This window comes from Rhizobium sp. LjRoot254 (genome assembly GCF_964254105.1).
Taxonomy (GTDB): Bacteria; Pseudomonadota; Alphaproteobacteria; order Rhizobiales; family Rhizobiaceae; genus Rhizobium_E.
The window spans coordinates 63507-80689 of the sequence record NZ_CAXUSM020000001.1; the positions used below are offsets into that span (position 1 = coordinate 63507).

Genomic DNA, 17183 nt, shown 5'->3' on the forward strand with positions numbered 1-17183 from the left:
GGCCGATGCGGCAATTGTCGGATATCGTTACCCATTGGTAAAGGAGCAAGGTTAATCAATGGTTTCTCGAGGCATTGCACCACGAACATAAATCCGTCGTGATTTCGCGGGATTGCAAGATCAAGGGATTCGATTTCGGCCGTTGGGGGCGAATGCGGCGCTTTCTGAAATGGTTGGTGATGATCGTCGTCGCGCTGCCCCTGGCGGTGGTGCTGCTCTATGCCTTCACGATGCGTTTCGGCGACGCGGCGCTCTATCCGCCAGCAGAGGGTGTCGAGACTTTTCCTGTTGTGATCGCCGACCACGGCTATCATGCCGGGCTGATCATCCGGCGCGCCGATCTCGACCGATATTCGCTCGCCTTGAACGATCCGATTCTCTCGGCGCTCTTCGTGCGCTATCAGGCATATGAATGGCTGGAGATCGGCTGGGGCGACGAGCAGTTCTATCGCTTTGCGCCTGCGATCTCGGATGTAACGGTGAAGATGGCATTCAATGCGCTGTCGGGGATGAACGACGCCACGGTGCTGCATGTGGTGGGCCTGAGCAAGGCGCCCGAAGAGGTGTTCAAGCATTCCGACCTGCAGCGCATCCATCTCTCCGAAGCTGGAATGCGAGAGGTGATGACGGGCGTGTCGCAGGCCTTTGCGAGGGATGAACTCTCGCAACCGGTCGAACTCGGCAAGGGCATATATGGCGCAAGCCTGTTCTACCGGGCCAACGGCCATTACAGCGTGATCAACACCTGCAACATGTGGATCGGTGGGTTGCTCGCCAATGCCGGGTTGAAGGTCTCGCCCGTTCCTTCAGTGGCAAGTGTCGGGCTGCTGGCAGAAGTCAGATGGCGCAATGACCTAGCAGAGGCGGTGGCGCCGCGATGACTTCGCGGTTCAAAACGATGTGGGGCGGATAAATCCGCTCTGGACAGGCTGAAAAGAAAGAGTAAATCACTGCTATGGCAGAAAATGTACTGAAACTTCCCGAAAGCGACGCCGCCCGTTCGGCGCTGCGTACCATCAAGGCTGAAAAATCCGGTCTCGCCGATCTCGAGCGCGCGCTCGGCAATGGGCTTTCCGCGCCGTTCACCGAGGCGGTCAGGAAAATCCATTCCACGCCCGGCCGCGTCGTGGTGACGGGCATCGGCAAGAGCGGCCATGTCGGCGCCAAGATCGCCGCGACGCTCGCTTCGACCGGCACGCCGTCCTTCTTCGTCCATCCCGTGGAAGCCAATCATGGCGATCTCGGCATGATCACAGCCCGCGATGCGATCGTCGCACTCTCCTGGAGCGGCGAGACATCGGAACTGCAGGGCATCGTCGCCTATTCGAGGCGCTTCTCGATCCCGCTGATCGCCATCACATCAGGCGAGAATTCGACGCTGGCGCGCGAGGCCGATATCGTGCTTTGCCTGCCGAAATCGCAGGAAGCCTGTCCGCATGGCCTGGCGCCGACCACGTCCGCGCTGATGCAGCTTGCCATCGGCGACGCGCTCGCGGTGGCGCTGCTGGAAACACGCGGCTTTTCGGCGATCGACTTCAAGACCTTCCATCCCGGCGGCAAGCTGGGTGCGACGCTCAGCCATGTCGGCGATGTCATGCACCGGGACGACGAGATCCCGCTTGTGCCGATGGGCACATCGATGCGCGACGCGGTGATGATGCTGTCGATCAAGCGCTTCGGCTGTGTCGGCATCATCGGCGATGATGGCTGCCTCATCGGCATTATCACCGATGGCGATATCGCGCGGCATCTCGACAAGAACCTCGTCGAGATGAAGGTCGATGAGATCATGACCCGCAATCCCAAGACCGTACGGCCGACGACGCTTGCCACCAGCGCCATGGGCCTGCTCAACCAGTACAATATTTCCGCGCTGCTGGTGACCGACGACGACAAGCGGCCGCTCGGCATCGTGCATTTCCATGACCTGCTGAAGATCGGCGTCGCTTAAGGCTTCACGGCGACCTGGAACTGGTTGCCCATGTATCCCATGGTGAATTCGTGGGAGACGATCGACGAAAACTCGTCCGGCTCTTCGGGTCCCCAGAGTTTGACCTGCATCTGCCGACCATTGAGCCAGACTGCGGCGAAATAGTTGCCGAAGGGAATGCCGGTGACGACGAGCCCTTCGCCCGTCTGGCGGACTTTCCTGCGATAGCCCGTTCCGCTCTCGACGTGGACCAGGGCCACCTCGGCATCGCTCAGGTCGGTGAAGTCGCCGATGGCATTGTTGACGACGAAGATGCCGCCATTGCCGTAGGGATTTTCAGGTGTGCTTTCGTAATAGCCGCCGGTGAAATTCCGCACCGTGTCGGCATTGCCGGCAAACGTCGAACTGTCCTCCGGCTGGAAATCGATATTGATCTCCTTTCCGCCGTTGGTGATGACGTGAAAGGCATTGGCCGAGTATTCGCCCGGCGGCAGGTGATCGGTCGCGATCGAGTAGCGTCCGTCGCCATCGGTGACCGCCGATTCCTTGATACTGGCGCCGCAATTCGGCAAGTCGTCGGAATTGTAGGTCTGGTAGACCACCTCGACATTGACGCCGAAAACCGGTGTGCCGCTCTGGTCGGTGACCCGGCCGCTGACCGTGCCGGCATTCGCAGCAGTGGCGAAAGTGCATAGCATTGCCACCGAGACCGCGAGGTTCCTGATGAAATTCATGGCTGTCTCCGGAATACTGTTCTCCCGTCGCGGTTCAGATGGCCTCGACCCTGAGGTCGCTGCCATCGCTGCCGATCACCTTGACCTTCGCTCCGGCGGGCAGGTCCGGGCCGGCGACGATCCATACAGTGTCGCCGATCTTGGCGCGGCCTCGGCCGTTATGGATCGGGTCGATTAGGTCGGCGGTGCGGCCGATCAGGCTGGCGCCACGCATGTTGAGCGTCGGCTCCTCTGAATGGCCGCCGCTGCGGCGCAGCCAGGTGCGGCCGACGAACAGGCTTGCGACTGACAGCACGGCGAAGACCAGCCACTGCACTTCCCATACCCACCAACTCGTGTCCCAGAGGATGGTGGACAGCAGGCCCGTAGCCAGACCTGCGACGCCTACCCAGACGAGGACATTGCCGGGCACCGCGATCTCGGCAACCAGCAGGACGATGCCGAAAATCCACCACGCCCAGGGGCCAGCGTCCTTGATCAGCGTCAGGATCATGTCTGGCTACCCTCCGGGCGGATGACAAAGGGGTTGGCCTGGGCGGTCGTGGTATTGATGCTTGGCGTCGAGCGCGTGCTGGGTCGCGGCGTGGTGGGCGTCGATCCGCCACCATCGCCGAAGACTTCCTTGGCGATGGCGCCGATGCCGCCGAGCGAACCGATGAGCGACGAGGCTTCGAGCGGCATCAGCACGATCTTGGAATTGTTGGCTGTGCCGATCGAGACGAGAGCCTCGGTATATTTCTGCGCGACGAAGTAATTCAGCGCCTGGACATTGCCCTCGCCGATCGCCACGGACACAAGGCGTGTCGCCTTGGCTTCGGCTTCGGCCAGACGTTCGCGGGCTTCGGCCTCGCGATATGCGGCTTCGCGTTTGCCTTCCGCCTGGAGGATGGCGGACTGCTTGAGGCCCTCCGCCTTGAGAATCTGGGCGGCACGCGTGCCTTCGGCTTCCAGCACCAGCGCGCGCTTCTCGCGTTCCGCCTTCATCTGGCGGGCCATGGAATCGAGGAGATTCTGCGGCGGCGAAATGTCCTTGATCTCGACGCGGGTGATCTTGATGCCCCAGGGATTGGCGGCCTCATCGACCGTGCGCAGCAGCTTTTCGTTGATGAGATCGCGGTTGGAGAGCAGCTCATCGAGATCCATCGAACCCATGACCGAGCGGATATTGGTCATCGTGAGGTTGAGGAGCGCCTGATTGAGGTTTGAAATCTGGTAGGCGGCCTGGGCAGCGTTCAGCACCTGGTAGAAGGCCACGGCGTCGGCTTTGACGCTGGCATTGTCCTTGGTGATGACCTCCTGGGTCGGAACGTCGAGCACCTGCTCCATGACGTTGAGCTTGGCGCCAATCGTCTCGAAATATGGGATAATGAAATTCAGGCCGGGATGCAGCGTGCGGGTATATTTCCGGAAGAACTCGACGGTATAATTGTAACCCTGCGGCACGGTTTTTACCCCGGCGAAAAGGGTCAAGATGATCAGCACGACGAGGGCAATGACCGCGTAGTCCATGCCTGAAAGATTGAAATCCATTTGTCCCTCCGGTTAAGCGGCGTTCTCTCGCGCCTAGCGCACACTAGCATTAGCATAAACGTCGGTATGCGGACTTTTATTTGCAATATGGCAGCGTCGGAAATCGGATGCGGGACTATGGACATGCCTCTTCGTTGCCGCGCGGGAAACCCCGCCGGTTTATTGTTGAACTTGGACCGGAGAAGCCGCGCGAAAGCGTCGCCTCAGGGGTAAGGGTTAGTGTGGCTTCGCTTTCGCGCGGCCTTGGGGCGTTCTTCGGAAGCGGCCCGCGCCTCCTTCAGATGCGGTCCTGTTTCGCTGCACGGAGCATTTTCGCTTCCGCTTGCATGGAGGACCCAAACCGGCGGCTGGGCGGCCGCCGGGGGAAACCGTCGCAGCGGCAATTGCCGCAGCGTCCCGCATCTCTCTCATCCGCCTCCACACATTCTGGAAACCGATGAAAGCGCCCGCTCCCGCCTGTACGTGATGTCTCGCGATACACTCCGGAGACGGGAACGGAGTCATGATGGCATGGGCCGGAAGAGCGGGGATGAAATGGGGAGTGAGAAAATGATAAGCGATTGATTTTGTTGGGATAAAATATTTATTTTGGGTGAGGTCGTCCCCGCCGGCGGAAAGTGTGGTATGGGGCGTCGAGTGCCGGACTGGGGGCCGAGATAGTAATGACTGACATTGCTGATAGAGATAGACTGTTCGAGATAATGCGGCAGGTTTCGAGCTACGAAGGCATTCAAAGCGTTCTGGCGATTCATAGTATCGTTCTTGAGGCAGCAGACTTTTGCTCGCGAAGATTTTCCCTGAATGTCATGGAAGAAGTTGAGACTATGATCGCTTATGAGAAGCTACCTTCCCAGACCGAAAACTATTGCGTGAGATCGGTTTATCTAACCTTGATAAAAAATGCCCGCTTTGGGTATGAAGATCCAAGTGCTCCTGAGAGCGTGAGGCGAACAATTGCTTACGGATTGCGAACAAATTTGACGTTTGCCGGCCTCGACGACTCTGAAATTCTTCATATATTTTCGGCGTCGTTGAACAGGGAACCTCCATTGCTTCCTGACATTTACCGCGACAATTCATTTGTGCAAGCTGGCGATCTAGCCAACGGGTGTGCATGATCGATCTCGAAAATCCTCTCTGCCGGCCGTTCCGACTGCTCGCGCGCAATGCGCGGCTCGCCAATCGCCGGCTCGATCTTGCCTGCATGGCGTTGGGACCCGATGAGTGGGAAGCGGAGCGCACGTCGTTCTTTCCATCCCTGAGGGAGACGATGGTGCACCTGTTGAACGCCGATCGTTATTATATTGACACGTTCCGTGGCCCGCATCCAGGTATCGTTAACCCGGCGGGCGGGCGCACCAACGCTGGGGAATTCGCCCGCGAGAGAGCAGAAGTCGATGAGTGGCTAGTGGATTATTGCGAACGCCTGACGGATGGTGATCTTGCCCGCGATATCACTATCGAGTGGCCGGATCAGATTTTCACCGAAACGCTAGGCGACACGCTCCTGCATTTCTTTCTGCACGGCCAGCATCACCGTGGGCAGGTTCACGCGATGCTCGCCGGCTCCAGCATCCGGCCGCCGCAGCTGGACGAATTCATTCTCGTCGGCGATGTAGATGCGCGTGGCGGGGATATCCATGCACTCGGCTGGGACGAGAACCGGCAGAAACGCTAGACCCAGCCCTGCAACTCGCGCCGGACCTGCGCCTCGAGCACATTCATCCCGTTTTCGCCGTCGTTCAGGCACGGGATGTGGGTGAATTTCTCGCCGCCATTGTGATGGAAGATCTCGCCCGCTGCCACTGCGATTTCCTCGAGCGTTTCTAGGCAATCCGAGACGAAGCCGGGATTGATGACGGCGATGCGCTTGATGCCGTCCTTCGCCATCTGCTCCACAGTCTTGTCGGTGTAGGGCTTGAGCCATTCCTCGGGGCCGAAGCGCGACTGGAAGGTCAGGACCAGCTTGTCCTCCGGCCAGTCGAGCTTTTCCAGCAGAAGCCGGCGGGTCTTGTGACACTGGCAATAGTAGGGATCGCCCTTGTCGGAATAGCTCTGCGGGATGCCGTGAAACGAGGTCAGCACCTTTTCCGGTTGCCAATCGAGTGTCGCCAGATGCCTGTTGATGGATTTGGCAAGTGCCGTGATATAGGCGTCATCGTCGGGGTAGGGCGGGACGGTGCGCAGAGCCGGCTGCCAGCGCATGGCTTTCAGCGCGTCGAAGGCCTTGTCGTTCACGGTCGCGGTCGTCGCGGCAGCATATTGCGGATAGAGCGGGAAAAGCAGGATCTTTTCGCAACCCTGGGCCTGTAGCGATTGAAGCTTTTCGGCGATCGAGGGCTTGCCGTAGCGCATGCCCCAATCGACGATCACATCGGGATATTCCGCCAGCCGCGCGGACATCTTCTCGGCTTGCGACCTTGTGTAGGTGCGCAGATAGCTCTCGTTGAGCTCCTTGTTCCAGATCGTCTCATAGGCCTTGCCGACCTTTTGCGGCCGGCGATTGAGCACGATGCCGTAGAGGATGGGATACCAGTAGAGCCGCGACCACTCGATCACCCGCTTGTCGCTCAGGAACTCCGCGAGATAGCGCCGCATGGATTTGTAGTCGGTGCCATCGGGCGTTCCGAGATTGACGAGCAGCACGCCGACCTTTCCGGACTTGACGGGCGGATGATTGGCGGGGCGGGCGGTCATTGTCGGTCCAATTGTTCTTGCAATCGTTACGTCGGTCGATGCGGCGTGGATTACCCTGAATGATGCCGCGCATAAAGTAAAAACGGCCCGGAACGCCCGGGCCGTCTGTCGCATGTCATCGAGGGTCGTTTACTTCGCCGGGACGCTGATTTCCTTGCCGACGGGCAAATAACGCGGCCGCAGGCCGGGATTGGCTTCGGAAATCTTCTTCCAGACCGCGCCATCGCCGTAATATTTCTCGGCGAGATCCCAATAGTTGTCGCCCTTGGCGATCGTGTATTTCTGCTCGGTCGTCGCCTGCGTGCTGGCGCTTTCGGCGCCTTCCGAGGTGGTCGTCTGCTTCGACGTCGCCGCGTCCTGGGTGACGGCCGGCGGCTGCTTGGCAATGTCGGTCGATGCGGCCGGCAGGTCTGGCGTCTTCACGTCGCCGCCAGTCTCGGATTGTGCGGTCTCCGCTGCCGGGACGGCGGAGTCGACGATCGTGATACGGCCGTCGGTGAAAGGCTTGTAGGGTGAATGCTTGCCGATATAGGCGGCAGTCACGTCCTCGAGGCTCGGTCCGAAATCGTAGGCGTTCTTGGCCTTTTCGGCGAAGATCTTGTAGCCGTCGCCGCCGCCACGCACATAGTTGTTGGTCACGACGCTATAGGTCTTGGCCGGATCGAGCGCGACCATCTTGCCGCCTTCCATGACCTCGACCGAGATCACGCGGCTGCCCACCGGCTTCTTCGGATCGAAGGAATATTTCATCCCCGCGACCTGCGCGAAACGGCCAGCGCCTTCTTCCAACTGCGACAGGCCGTTTTCGAGCCCGGCCGTGAGATCGGCGCCCGTGATCTGGAAGGTCGCGACCGAATTCTGGAACGGAAGCACGGTCAGCACTTCGCCCATGGTGACCGGACCGGCATCGATCGAAGCGCGCACGCCGCCGCCGTTCTGGATGGCGATCGTCACGCCCTGGTCCTTGACGCGATCCAGCATGGCCTCGGCCACGAGGTTGCCCATCGCGCATTCCTTGGCACGGCAATTCTTGCGGTCGCCGTCGATCGCCTCGGCGCTTTCGCCGATGACCTTGTTTTTCAGTTCCTCGATCGGCTTGGCGAGTTCCGCGATGCGGGTCACGGTCGCCGCGTCGGGCTTGAACTTGGCGTCGACCAGGATGGGGTCGCCCTTGGCCGATTTCGGCACGCCGGCGTCATCGAAGACGACGTTGAGGTCGCCAAGATACTTGCTGTACTGGCCGGCCTGCACGACCGGTACCTTGTAACCACCGGGGTTGTCGACCATGGTCGGGTAGGGGCCCGCCGCATCCTTGTCGGTGTTCGACAGCAGCGTGTGGGTATGGCCGCCGACGACGACATCGACATCCGGAATCTTGGCGATCACGGCGAGATCGCGGGGATAGCCCACATGGGTCAGCGCGATGATCTTGTTGACGCCTTCCGCCTTGAGCTTGGCGACTTCGTCCTTGATCGCCTGCTCGTCGATGCCGATCATGATATTCGGGCCGGGCGTGGCGATTTCGGGCGTATCATTGGTGACAGCGCCGACGATGCCGATCTTCTGGCCGCCGACATCCAGCACGATCGAAGGCTTGATCTTGTCCTTGATCTTGGAGCTGAAGCCCGCCACCACATTGGCGGTGACAACAGGGAACTGCACCTTGTCGAGGAAGGGCGCCAGCGCATCTTCGCTGTCGTCGAATTCATGGTTGCCGACGGTCATCGCGTCGAACTTCATGGCGTTCAGCATCTCGGCTTCGACCGTGCCCTTGTACATAGTGTAGAACAGCGAGCCCTGGAAATTGTCGCCGGCATTGAGCAGCAGGACGTTCTTGCCGGCGAGAGCGGCGCGCGTCTCGTTGATCGCGGTCAGCAGGCGCGCGGCGCCGCCGAAGCATTCGCCCTTGCCCTCGTCCTCGGCCGAGCACGTCGAATCGAATTTGTTGATCGATTCGATGCGGGAATGGAAATCGTTGATGTGGAGAATGTTGAGTTCATAGTCGGCGAATGCGGCACCTGCCGACAGGGCAAACGCGGATGCGCCCAGCATGGCAAGCCTGATAAAGCGGTTCATGGTCTCTCTCCTTCTCGATCCGGAACGTCGGCGTGTCCGGTTGACCCGGACTGTGGACATCTATTCGTCTTGTGATCCATGACCGCAGGCGAAGAAGAGAGCGGCCAGGAATTCTGTTGGCCGGAAGAGCCCGGCCTATTGTACCGATGCGACAGTGGTCGATTTGCGGGCAAGCGTGAACTGGGCGCCGGAATCGGCCGTGCAATTCAGCTGGTTGGGATTGACCAGTGCGCAATTGACCTTGGACTGCTTGTTCTGCACCAGGGAGGTGAGGCTGATCTCATAGAGATTGCCCGAGGAATTGATGTAATTGCCGGTTGCGAGGAGCTGATTGGTGTCCGTCGTCCGGGTGCTGAAATTGCCGGTCTGGAATGTCGAGATCAGTCCGTTGGGATCGGACCAGGTGCCCTCGATCGTGGTCGGTGCCGGGGCGACGGGCAGCGGGCGCTGCCGTTCTGTCGTGCACGAAGCGAGTGCGGCGGTGACGACGAGCGCCGGGATGGCGAATTTTTTCATGCATGTCTCCCTGCGGGGGCTCGGCGGATGCCTTTGGCTGCCGCTCTCTACCCTTCGCGTGGCAGTTTGCCGCCTTTCGAAAACGAAAGCAAGCGTTTGCCGTGCTGCAGGTTCTGCTTTCACAGGTGCTGACACAGAAAACCCCGCGAGATGAATTCGCGGGGTTTTACAATGGCTTCGATGCGTTGGATCAGCGAACGAGAATGTTGCGGAACTGCCACGGATCGGAGTGATCGAGGTCTTCCGGGAACAGGCCCGGGCGGCCATCGAGCGGTGTCCAACTGGTGTAGTGACCCTCGACAGGTCCGAGATAGGGCATCTGCACTTCGAGGCACCGCTTGTAATCCATCTCGTCGGCCTCGACGATGCCGGCTTTGGGATTTTCGAACGCCCAGACCATGCCGGCGAGCACTGCGGAGGTTACCTGCAGGCCGGTGGCGTTCTGGTATGGCGCGAGCTTGCGGGTCTCTTCGAGCGATAGCCGCGAACCGTACCAGTAGGCGTTCTTCTCGTGGCCATAGAGCAGCACGCCGAGTTCATCGACGCCGTCCTCGAGCTCATCCTCGTTGAGAACGTGCAGGACGGGCTGGGCGTTGCCGCCATTGCCGAACATTTCGTGCAGCGAGATCACGGCGTCGTTCGACGGGTGATAGGCATAGTGGCAGGTCGGGCGATAGTTCACGTCGCCGTCCTTGTCGTAGACGCTGAAATATTCGGCGATCGAGATCGATTCGTTATGCGTCACCAGGAAACCATATTGCGGGCCGGGTGTCGGGCACCAGGTGCGGACGCGGGTATTGGCGCCGGCCTGTTCCAGGTAGATGGCGGACTTGTGGCCCTTCTTGAATTTTTTGGCGGTCTTCGGCATCCATTTTTCGTTGGTACCCCAGCCAAGCTCGGCCGGCTGCAGGCCTTCGGAAATGAAGCCTTCGACCGACCAGGTGTTCCAGAAGACGTTGAGCGGCTTCGGATGCTTGGTGCGCTGGGTGTCGCGTTCGGCGATGTGCACGCCCTTGACGCCGAGCTTCTTCATGAGCTTGGCCCAGCCTTCGCGATCGTCCTGCGACGGCTCGTCATACTTCACGCCGATTTCGTTGGCGAGATTGACGAGCGCCTGCTTGACGAACCATGACACCATGCCGGGATTGGCGCCGCAGGTGGAGACCGCGGTGGCTCCACCCGGGCTCTTGAACTTCTCCTTGCGCATGGTTTCGCGCAGCGCGTAATTGGTGCGCGCGGCATTGTCCTTGTCCTTGTCGAAATAGAAGCCGTGCCATGGTTCGACGACCGTATCGATGTAGAGCACGTCATGCTTGCGGCAGAGCTTCATCAGGTCGACGGAAGAAATATCGACGGAAAGGTTGACGCAGAAGCCCTGGCCTTCGCCTTCGGTCAGCAGCGGCTTGAGCAATTCCTTGTAATTGTCCTTGGTGACATGGGCCTGAATGTGCCGCACGCCATGGCGCGCAAGCAGTTCGGCTTCGTCGTTTCGCGGTTCGATGACCACCATCCGGCTCTTGTCGAATTTGAAGTGACGCTCGATGAGGGGTAAAGTTCCACGTCCGATCGAGCCAAAGCCGATCATCACGATCGGGCCTGTAATTTCGCCATAGATTGGATAGTTTTGTTCAGCCATTTCCCGCTTTACTCCTTCTGTTGACAGCGATGGCTGGCTACAAATCATAAAATCCTGTCACACAAAAGCGAATTCGGGTTAGATTTCACCGCGAGGAAAACCCGGACGCGCATTTTTGCGCGCGGAATTGGCATCCGGCATCGATGATCATGTCTTCAGAATCTCGATGCCGTGTGCAACGGTCGTGAAGGTGACCTCGATGATCTCGTATTCGGCGACTTTGTGGATGACGAAGGGATCGGTCGCGCACATTTCCTCGATGACGGCTCTCACGCCGCGCGCCAGAATCACACCGCCGGTGCGCGGTATCTTGCGGCCCGAGGCGAGGAAGAAATTGCCGTCATAACCCTCGCGCACCCAGGCCATATGCGCGTCCATATGCTTGTCGGCATCTTCGAGCGGCGCGATATAGGTGAGGGAGAGGATGAACATCTTGGCCTTTCAGACGAGTCGCGCGCGGATCAAGCCGCGCAGCGAATTTCCGACATAGAAATCGCGATCTTTCAAGTCCGCTGGCGTCAAACGCTGGTTTCGCGCCTTCTTCTGGCAGATGAGCGAGGTGCGCAGGATGCCGGCGAGGCAGCCGGAGGAAAGCGGTGGCGTGAGAAAGGTTCCCGAGCCGTCGTCGACGAAGATATTGGTGATCGTGCCTTCGCAGACCTCGTTCTTCTCGTTGAGCAGGATCACCTCGTCGGCATCGTCCCTGCTGTATTCCGCGCGGGCCGCTTCATAGACGGCGCGCTTTGACGTCTTGTGGCGGAGGATGGGATCGGTCGAGCTAAGCCTCGCCTCGTGGGCGATGCGAATGCGCCATATGGTATCGTCCGCCAGCGGCAAGTAGGGAGCCGAGGTGATCTCGTATCTTCCGTCGTGAAAAAGCTCCAGACGCAGGCGCAATACTTCGATTTTCTCTCTTATATATATGTGCAATGCTTGAGATGCACTTTCAGCGCCTGCGAAGCCCAGGACTTTTGCGGAATTTCTTAAGCGCGACATATGAAGGTTGAATCTCGGGATGCCGGTTTCCGGCTCGAAGCGCATGGTTTCGATGAGCGAGAAATCGCTCATGCGGCGATCTCCTCGTCACCCACGGCGAAGCGGGCCTTGAGGAGGCATTCGGCATATTCGTCCTCGGCGCGGGAATCGAAGACGATGCCGCCGCCGGCGTTGAACACCGCCTCGCCGCTGTCGAACAGCGAGATGGTACGGATCGCAACATTGAAGCGCATGCGGCCATCCGGCGCGATGTAGCCGATCGAGCCGCAATAGGCGTCGCGTGGGCCTACCTCCAGTTCGTGCAGGATTCTCATCGCCCACATTTTCGGCGCGCCGGTCACCGAGCCGCAGGGGAAGAGGGCGGCGAAGACGTCGCGGATCGTGAGGTCCGGCAGCAGCTTCGCCCTGACATGGCTGACCATCTGGTGGACGGTCGGATAGGTCTCGATGTCGAAGAGTTTTGGTACATCGAGCGTGCCGACCTCGGTGATGCGTGAGATGTCGTTGCGCAGCAGGTCGACGATCATCCGGTTTTCGGCCTGGGTCTTCTCGTCGGCCTTCATCGCCTCGATGATTTGCAGGTCCTCCTCGGGTGAGAAGCCGCGAGCCGCCGTGCCCTTCATCGGATGGGTCTCGATCCAGCCGTCTTTATCGACATTGAAGAAGAGTTCCGGCGAACGCGACAGCAGAACCGGGCCGCCGAGATTGACCAGCGCGCCGTAATGCACCGGCTGCCGTTCGATCAGCGACCAGAAGGCCGCGACCGGATCGCCCGACCAGCGGCCACGGATCGGCATGGTGAGATTGGCCTGATAGCAATCGCCGCGGCGCAGGTGCAAGTGCAGCCGGTCGAAGCGCTCCTTATAGGCCGGGAAATTCCATTCGGCGCGCGGGCTGGACAGGAACGGCTCGTTTTCGGTCCTCTGCCTTGGCGTAGCGAGGGGGTGATCCGTCTGGGGCGCATCGAAGATGCCGAAGGCCATCAGCGGGGTCTCGCGGCCGGGCGTCACGAGCGGCGCCAGCTTTTCTTCGAACAGATAGCCGGTCTCATAGGCCATGAAACCGGCGATCCATTTGCCTGATGCGCGCGCGGCTTCGAGCACCTGCAGCCCGGCGAAGAACGTCGCCTTGTCGTGCGCCAGCACGAGACGCTCCGGTTCTGCGAAAACCAGAGTCTCGTCCGCGAGGTCGTCACGCAGCAGCACAAAGGGGTCTTGCGGTTTCATTCTCTTGCTCAGGCCAGGGTCAAAACCTATCAGCCTTTATCAAGCGCTTCCAACTCGTCGATCAGCCCTTCGATCATCGACAGGCCCTTGTCCCAGAACGACGGATCGGTGGCATCGAGGCCGAATGGTTTGAGCAGTTCGGCATAATGCTTGGTGCCGCCTGCCTTGAGCAGCGCGAAATACTTCTCCTGGAAGCCATCGGCAGCATTCTGGTAGACGGCGTAGAGGGAATTCACCAGGCAATCGCCGAAGGCATAGGCGTAGACATAGAAGGGCGAATGAATGAAGTGGGGGATATAGGACCACCAGCCTTCATAGCCCTCGGAGATTTTGATCGCGGGTCCAAGGCTCTCGGCCTGGACCGAAAGCCAGAGTTCGCCGATCTGCTCGGAGGTCAGTTCGCCATCCTTGCGTGCGGTGTGCAGCTTGCGCTCGAATTCGTAGAAGGCGATCTGGCGCACGACCGTGTTGATCATGTCCTCGACCTTCTGGGCGAGCATCGCCTTGCGCTCGGCCTTGTCCCTGGTCTTGGCAAGCAGCGCGCGAAACGTCAGCATCTCGCCGAAGACCGACGCGGTTTCGGCCAGCGTCAGCGGCGTCGAGCACATCAGCGCGCCTTGGGCGCCGGCCAGCACCTGATGGACGCCGTGGCCGAGTTCGTGCGCGAGCGTCATCACATCGCGCGGTTTGCCGAGATAATTCACCAGGACATAGGGGTGCGCGGACGGCACTGTGGGGTGTGCGAATGCGCCCGGCGCCTTGCCCGGCTTGGCGGGCGCGTCGATCCAGTTCTTGTCGAAGAAATCGCGGGTGATGTCAGCCATCTCAGGCGCGAATTCATTATAGGCCGAGAGCACGGTCTCCTTTGCCTGGTCCCAGGGCACCAACTGGGATGGCGTTTCGGGCAGCGGCGCATTGCGGTCCCAGTAATTGAGTTGGTCCATGCCGAGCCATTTCGCCTTCATCGCGTAATAGCGGTGCGAGAGGCGGGGATAGGCGGCCTTCACGGCTGCAGCCAGCGCATCGACCACTTCGCCTTCGACGCGGTTTGAGAGGTGGCGGCTGTCGGCGATATCCTTGAAACCGCGCCAGCGGTCGGAAATGTCCTTGTCCTTGGCGAGCGTGTTGGTGATCAGCGTGAAGATCCGGATATTGTCCTTGAAGACTTTGCTGATTGCTTCGGCTGCCTTGGCGCGGGTGGCGGGATCGGGCTCCTGAAGCTTGTTGAGCGCGGCTTCGAGCGCGAGCGCCTCGCCATCGATCTCGAAGCGAAGCGAGGCGAGCGTCTCGTTGAACAGTCGGTTCCAGGCTGCGGCACCCGTCTGGGATTTTTCGAGGAACAATTGCTCGCTCTTGTCGTCGAGCTGATACGGCTTTTCCTTGCGCAGATCCTCGATCCACGGGCGATAGTGGCCGGCGATCGCATCGTTCGACAGCGCCGTTTCGAGGGTTGCGTCTTCCACCCGGTTCAGTTCGAGGCTGAAGAACAGCAGGTTGCCGGCCATGTCGGTGATGGCAGCACTGGTGTCGGCGAAGAACTTGCCGCTCGCCGTGTCCATCATGTCGGAATAGTAGACGAGGCCGGCATAGGAGCCGATGCGGCCGATCAGGTCCTCGAGCGCTTCGAATTCGCGGATAGCCTGGCCGAGTCCTTCGCTTCCCGATTTGCCGCAGGCGGCATCGAGCTTGCCTTTCCACTTTTCCTGGAAGGCGGCGGAATCGGTCTTGGCCTTTTCGAGATCGCCGAGAAAGGCCGAACCATCGCGCGACGGGTAGAGGTCGCCGAGATTCCACTCGGGCAGATTGCCGAGCGCTTCATCGGTGTGCGTGGCCTCGGTGGCTGCATGGTTTGGGCGAGGGGAGACGAAAGGGTGCATGGAACTGCCTCTGGAAAAAGTCACGCCCTCTTTAGAGCATCACTTCCGCAAAGTGAACATTCCAGCCGCGTCGTTTTGGTCTTGATACAGCGCCGTCACGAAATCATGCATATCGCTAAAATGCGAGTATTTCTCAAAACGGGATGTCAAAGCATCCGGATCAATGTGTGGTCATAACGAAAAACTCAGGGGGTATCCTATGAGCACGCACATCCTGTTGATTGACGACGATCCGGTCCAGCGCCGGCTTCTGCGCCACGCGGTGGAACGCATTGGACACACCGCGCATATGGCGGAAAACGGCAAGCAGGGGCTGGAGGCGCTCGCGCGCCTCGGCGACAAGGTTTCCGTCATCATTCTCGACCTGATGATGCCCGAAATGAACGGCATCGCCTTTCTTAACGCGATGCACGACCAGGGCGTGGATATTCCGGTGATCGTGCAGACCGGCCAGGGCGGTATCGAGACCGTCGTCATGGCGATGCGCGCCGGTGCCTTCGACTTCGTGGTCAAGCCGGTTTCGCCCGAACGTATCGGCACCGCCATCAATAATGCGCTGAAGGTCGATCGTACCGCCGCGGTCCGCTCTCCATCCCGTTCGAGAGGTGGCGCGATCCGCTTCGACGATATCGTGGCCGTCAGCCCGGCCATGTCGCGGGTGATGGAACTCGCCCGCCGCGCCGCGCAATCCGACATCCCGGTGGTGCTGGAAGGCGAGTCCGGCGTCGGCAAGGAAATGGTGGCCCGCGCCATCCAGGCCGGCAGCGACCGCGCCCACAAGCCCTTCGTCACGGTCAATTGCGGCGCCATCCCGAACAACCTCGTCGAGAGCATCCTGTTCGGCCACGAAAAGGGTGCCTTCACCGGCGCCACGGAAAAGCATGCCGGCAAATTTGCCGAGGCCGATGGCGGCACGTTGTTCCTCGACGAGATCGGCGACCTGCCGCTCGAAGTCCAGGTCAAGCTGCTCCGCGCCATCCAGCACGGCGAGATCGAGACGGTGGGTGCGCGCCGCACGCAGAAGGTCGATGTGCGGCTCATCTCCGCCACCAACAAGGACCTGATCGCTGCGGTGAAGAACGGCGAGTTCCGCGAGGACCTCTATTATCGCCTCAACGTCTTCCCGATCACCATTCCCGCACTTCGCCGCCGCAAGGAAGACATCCCCGTCCTGGCGCGCACCTTCGCCGAGCGCTTCGCCGGCGGCCAGAAGCTCGAGCGGGTGCCCGATATCACGCCAGCCGCCATGGCCCTGCTGACGGCTTTCGATTGGCCGGGCAATATCCGCCAGCTAGAGAATTCAATCTTCCGCGCCGTCGTGCTGGCCGAGGAGCCGCATCTCGACATCGGCGACTTCCCGCAGATCGCGGCGCAGATCCCCGGCTACATCACCGAGGACGGCGAGAGCATCTTCATGGGCAACCGGGATGTGCTACAGGTGCCGAGCATGGCGGTGAACCACATGCCACCGGTCTATCCGGATTTCGCAGGCACCGGCATCGGCGAGGAGCGCCAGTTCCGCCAGCCGTCAGCCGCCAATACGCCGAGCGAGGGCACGATTTCCGGACTTGGCCATGATGGCGAGGTACGAACCATCGCCGGCGTCGAGGAAGAACTCATCCGTTTCGCGCTGCGCTTCTATCGCGGCCAGATGAGCGAAGTGGCGCGGCGGCTCGGCATCGGCCGGTCGACGCTCTATCGCAAGCTCAAGGACTATGGCATCGATCCGGACGATCCGTTGAAGACGCGGGAACTCGAACGGGTGTGATTCTCTCCGAATCGCATGCGCATCGATCGGCGGCCAGGGCTTGTCTCTGGCCGCTTTATTTATGGATTCCTAAAATTGAATCCGCTTTTTGGCTTACGGCGATACGATTTTTCTGTGGTTTACGTGCATCAGGTGAAATTTTTTTGAGTCGCCGGAAACCCCGCAGAATCAGGTACGGACAAGTCACACCGTATAAA

Annotated in this window: 16 protein-coding genes; 5 read left to right on the forward strand and 11 right to left on the reverse strand. The window is 60.1% G+C overall.

Annotated elements, in window-relative coordinates; translation table 11 throughout:
- Window positions 1-152: 152 nt before the first annotated feature.
- The gene (locus tag ACSQ26_RS00325; protein ID WP_436005177.1) at window positions 153-881 is read left to right on the forward strand and encodes a DUF2459 domain-containing protein; all 729 of its coding nucleotides are present in this window, start codon (window positions 153-155) and stop codon (window positions 879-881) included.
- 74 nt (window positions 882-955) lie between these two features.
- The gene (locus tag ACSQ26_RS00330; protein ID WP_436005179.1) at window positions 956-1951 is read left to right on the forward strand and encodes a KpsF/GutQ family sugar-phosphate isomerase; all 996 of its coding nucleotides are present in this window, start codon (window positions 956-958) and stop codon (window positions 1949-1951) included.
- Here the strand turns inward: ACSQ26_RS00330 and ACSQ26_RS00335 are convergent.
- The 3 genes from ACSQ26_RS00335 to ACSQ26_RS00345 are packed head-to-tail and all read right to left on the reverse strand — an operon-like array spanning window position 1948 to window position 4194.
- Window positions 1948-2664 carry a carboxypeptidase regulatory-like domain-containing protein gene (locus ACSQ26_RS00335; RefSeq protein ID WP_436005181.1) on the reverse strand — a complete coding sequence of 239 codons (717 nt, stop codon included), beginning with the start codon at window positions 2662-2664 and terminating at the stop codon, window positions 1948-1950. The genes ACSQ26_RS00330 and ACSQ26_RS00335 overlap by 4 nt on opposite strands.
- 34 nt (window positions 2665-2698) lie before the next feature.
- Window positions 2699-3157 (reverse strand): NfeD family protein, encoded by a 459-nt coding sequence (locus tag ACSQ26_RS00340; protein ID WP_436005183.1) that lies wholly within the window; start codon window positions 3155-3157, stop codon window positions 2699-2701.
- Complete coding sequence (locus ACSQ26_RS00345) at window positions 3154-4194, reverse strand: SPFH domain-containing protein (RefSeq protein ID WP_436005185.1); 1041 nt, start codon at window positions 4192-4194, stop codon at window positions 3154-3156. Before ACSQ26_RS00345 ends, ACSQ26_RS00340 begins: the two co-directional genes overlap by 4 nt.
- 662 nt (window positions 4195-4856) lie before the next feature.
- On the opposite strand from ACSQ26_RS00345, the gene ACSQ26_RS00350 reads away from it, so the two are divergent.
- Window positions 4857-5312, forward strand: a complete 456-nt coding sequence (locus tag ACSQ26_RS00350; protein ID WP_436005187.1) for a hypothetical protein — start codon at window positions 4857-4859, stop codon at window positions 5310-5312.
- A complete protein-coding gene (locus ACSQ26_RS00355; protein ID WP_436005189.1) occupies window positions 5309-5872 on the forward strand; it encodes a DinB family protein in 564 nt (187 codons plus the stop codon). The genes ACSQ26_RS00350 and ACSQ26_RS00355 overlap by 4 nt, the downstream gene beginning before the upstream one ends.
- Here the strand turns inward: ACSQ26_RS00355 and hemH are convergent.
- The 8 genes from hemH to ACSQ26_RS00395 all read right to left on the reverse strand — a co-directional run bounded on the left by hemH (window position 5869) and on the right by ACSQ26_RS00395 (window position 15218).
- The gene (gene hemH, locus ACSQ26_RS00360; protein ID WP_436005191.1) at window positions 5869-6891 is read right to left on the reverse strand and encodes a ferrochelatase; all 1023 of its coding nucleotides are present in this window, start codon (window positions 6889-6891) and stop codon (window positions 5869-5871) included. The genes ACSQ26_RS00355 and hemH overlap by 4 nt on opposite strands.
- 129 nt (window positions 6892-7020) lie before the next feature.
- On the reverse strand, window positions 7021-8967 hold the full coding sequence (locus ACSQ26_RS00365; RefSeq protein ID WP_436005192.1) for a 5'-nucleotidase C-terminal domain-containing protein: 1947 nt from the start codon (window positions 8965-8967) through the stop codon (window positions 7021-7023).
- 135 nt (window positions 8968-9102) lie between these two features.
- Window positions 9103-9483: a hypothetical protein gene (locus tag ACSQ26_RS00370; protein WP_258158412.1), complete on the reverse strand. Its 381-nt coding sequence runs from the start codon at window positions 9481-9483 to the stop codon at window positions 9103-9105.
- Window positions 9484-9673: 190 nt separating this feature from the next.
- Window positions 9674-11119: a homospermidine synthase gene (locus ACSQ26_RS00375; protein ID WP_436005193.1), complete on the reverse strand. Its 1446-nt coding sequence runs from the start codon at window positions 11117-11119 to the stop codon at window positions 9674-9676.
- 147 nt (window positions 11120-11266) lie between these two features.
- On the reverse strand, window positions 11267-11551 hold the full coding sequence (locus ACSQ26_RS00380; RefSeq protein WP_436005195.1) for a YciI family protein: 285 nt from the start codon (window positions 11549-11551) through the stop codon (window positions 11267-11269).
- Window positions 11552-11560: 9 nt separating this feature from the next.
- Window positions 11561-12187, reverse strand: a complete 627-nt coding sequence (locus ACSQ26_RS00385) for an aminotransferase class IV family protein (RefSeq protein ID WP_436005197.1) — start codon at window positions 12185-12187, stop codon at window positions 11561-11563.
- Window positions 12184-13341, reverse strand: coding sequence for an aminodeoxychorismate synthase component I (locus ACSQ26_RS00390; protein ID WP_436005199.1), 1158 nt, complete (start codon window positions 13339-13341; stop codon window positions 12184-12186). The genes ACSQ26_RS00385 and ACSQ26_RS00390 overlap by 4 nt, the downstream gene beginning before the upstream one ends.
- A 29-nt stretch (window positions 13342-13370) precedes the next feature.
- Window positions 13371-15218 carry a M3 family oligoendopeptidase gene (locus ACSQ26_RS00395; RefSeq protein WP_436005201.1) on the reverse strand — a complete coding sequence of 616 codons (1848 nt, stop codon included), beginning with the start codon at window positions 15216-15218 and terminating at the stop codon, window positions 13371-13373.
- Window positions 15219-15417: 199 nt separating this feature from the next.
- Here ACSQ26_RS00395 and ACSQ26_RS00400 point away from each other — a divergent pair, with 199 nt between their 5' ends.
- Window positions 15418-16986 carry a sigma-54-dependent transcriptional regulator gene (locus ACSQ26_RS00400; RefSeq protein WP_436005203.1) on the forward strand — a complete coding sequence of 523 codons (1569 nt, stop codon included), beginning with the start codon at window positions 15418-15420 and terminating at the stop codon, window positions 16984-16986.
- The last annotated feature ends 197 nt before the right edge of the window (window positions 16987-17183 follow it).

Bases quoted from the DNA above. Each gene is read 5' to 3' on its own strand.
- ACSQ26_RS00330 (WP_436005179.1), top strand. From the start codon at position 956: ATGGCAGAAAATGTACTGAAACTTCCCGAAAGCGACGCCGCCCGTTCG.
- ACSQ26_RS00390 (WP_436005199.1), bottom strand. From the start codon at position 13,341: ATGAAACCGCAAGACCCCTTTGTGCTGCTGCGTGACGACCTCGCGGAC.
- ACSQ26_RS00325 (WP_436005177.1), top strand. From the start codon at position 153: ATGCGGCGCTTTCTGAAATGGTTGGTGATGATCGTCGTCGCGCTGCCC.
- ACSQ26_RS00345 (WP_436005185.1), bottom strand. From the start codon at position 4,194: ATGGATTTCAATCTTTCAGGCATGGACTACGCGGTCATTGCCCTCGTC.
- ACSQ26_RS00380 (WP_436005195.1), bottom strand. From the start codon at position 11,551: ATGTTCATCCTCTCCCTCACCTATATCGCGCCGCTCGAAGATGCCGAC.
- ACSQ26_RS00385 (WP_436005197.1), bottom strand. From the start codon at position 12,187: ATGAGCGATTTCTCGCTCATCGAAACCATGCGCTTCGAGCCGGAAACC.
- ACSQ26_RS00395 (WP_436005201.1), bottom strand. From the start codon at position 15,218: ATGCACCCTTTCGTCTCCCCTCGCCCAAACCATGCAGCCACCGAGGCC.
- ACSQ26_RS00375 (WP_436005193.1), bottom strand. From the start codon at position 11,119: ATGGCTGAACAAAACTATCCAATCTATGGCGAAATTACAGGCCCGATC.
- ACSQ26_RS00355 (WP_436005189.1), top strand. From the start codon at position 5,309: ATGATCGATCTCGAAAATCCTCTCTGCCGGCCGTTCCGACTGCTCGCG.
- ACSQ26_RS00365 (WP_436005192.1), bottom strand. From the start codon at position 8,967: ATGAACCGCTTTATCAGGCTTGCCATGCTGGGCGCATCCGCGTTTGCC.
- ACSQ26_RS00400 (WP_436005203.1), top strand. From the start codon at position 15,418: ATGAGCACGCACATCCTGTTGATTGACGACGATCCGGTCCAGCGCCGG.
- ACSQ26_RS00340 (WP_436005183.1), bottom strand. From the start codon at position 3,157: ATGATCCTGACGCTGATCAAGGACGCTGGCCCCTGGGCGTGGTGGATT.
- ACSQ26_RS00370 (WP_258158412.1), bottom strand. From the start codon at position 9,483: ATGAAAAAATTCGCCATCCCGGCGCTCGTCGTCACCGCCGCACTCGCT.
- hemH (WP_436005191.1), bottom strand. From the start codon at position 6,891: ATGACCGCCCGCCCCGCCAATCATCCGCCCGTCAAGTCCGGAAAGGTC.
- ACSQ26_RS00335 (WP_436005181.1), bottom strand. From the start codon at position 2,664: ATGAATTTCATCAGGAACCTCGCGGTCTCGGTGGCAATGCTATGCACT.
- ACSQ26_RS00350 (WP_436005187.1), top strand. From the start codon at position 4,857: ATGACTGACATTGCTGATAGAGATAGACTGTTCGAGATAATGCGGCAG.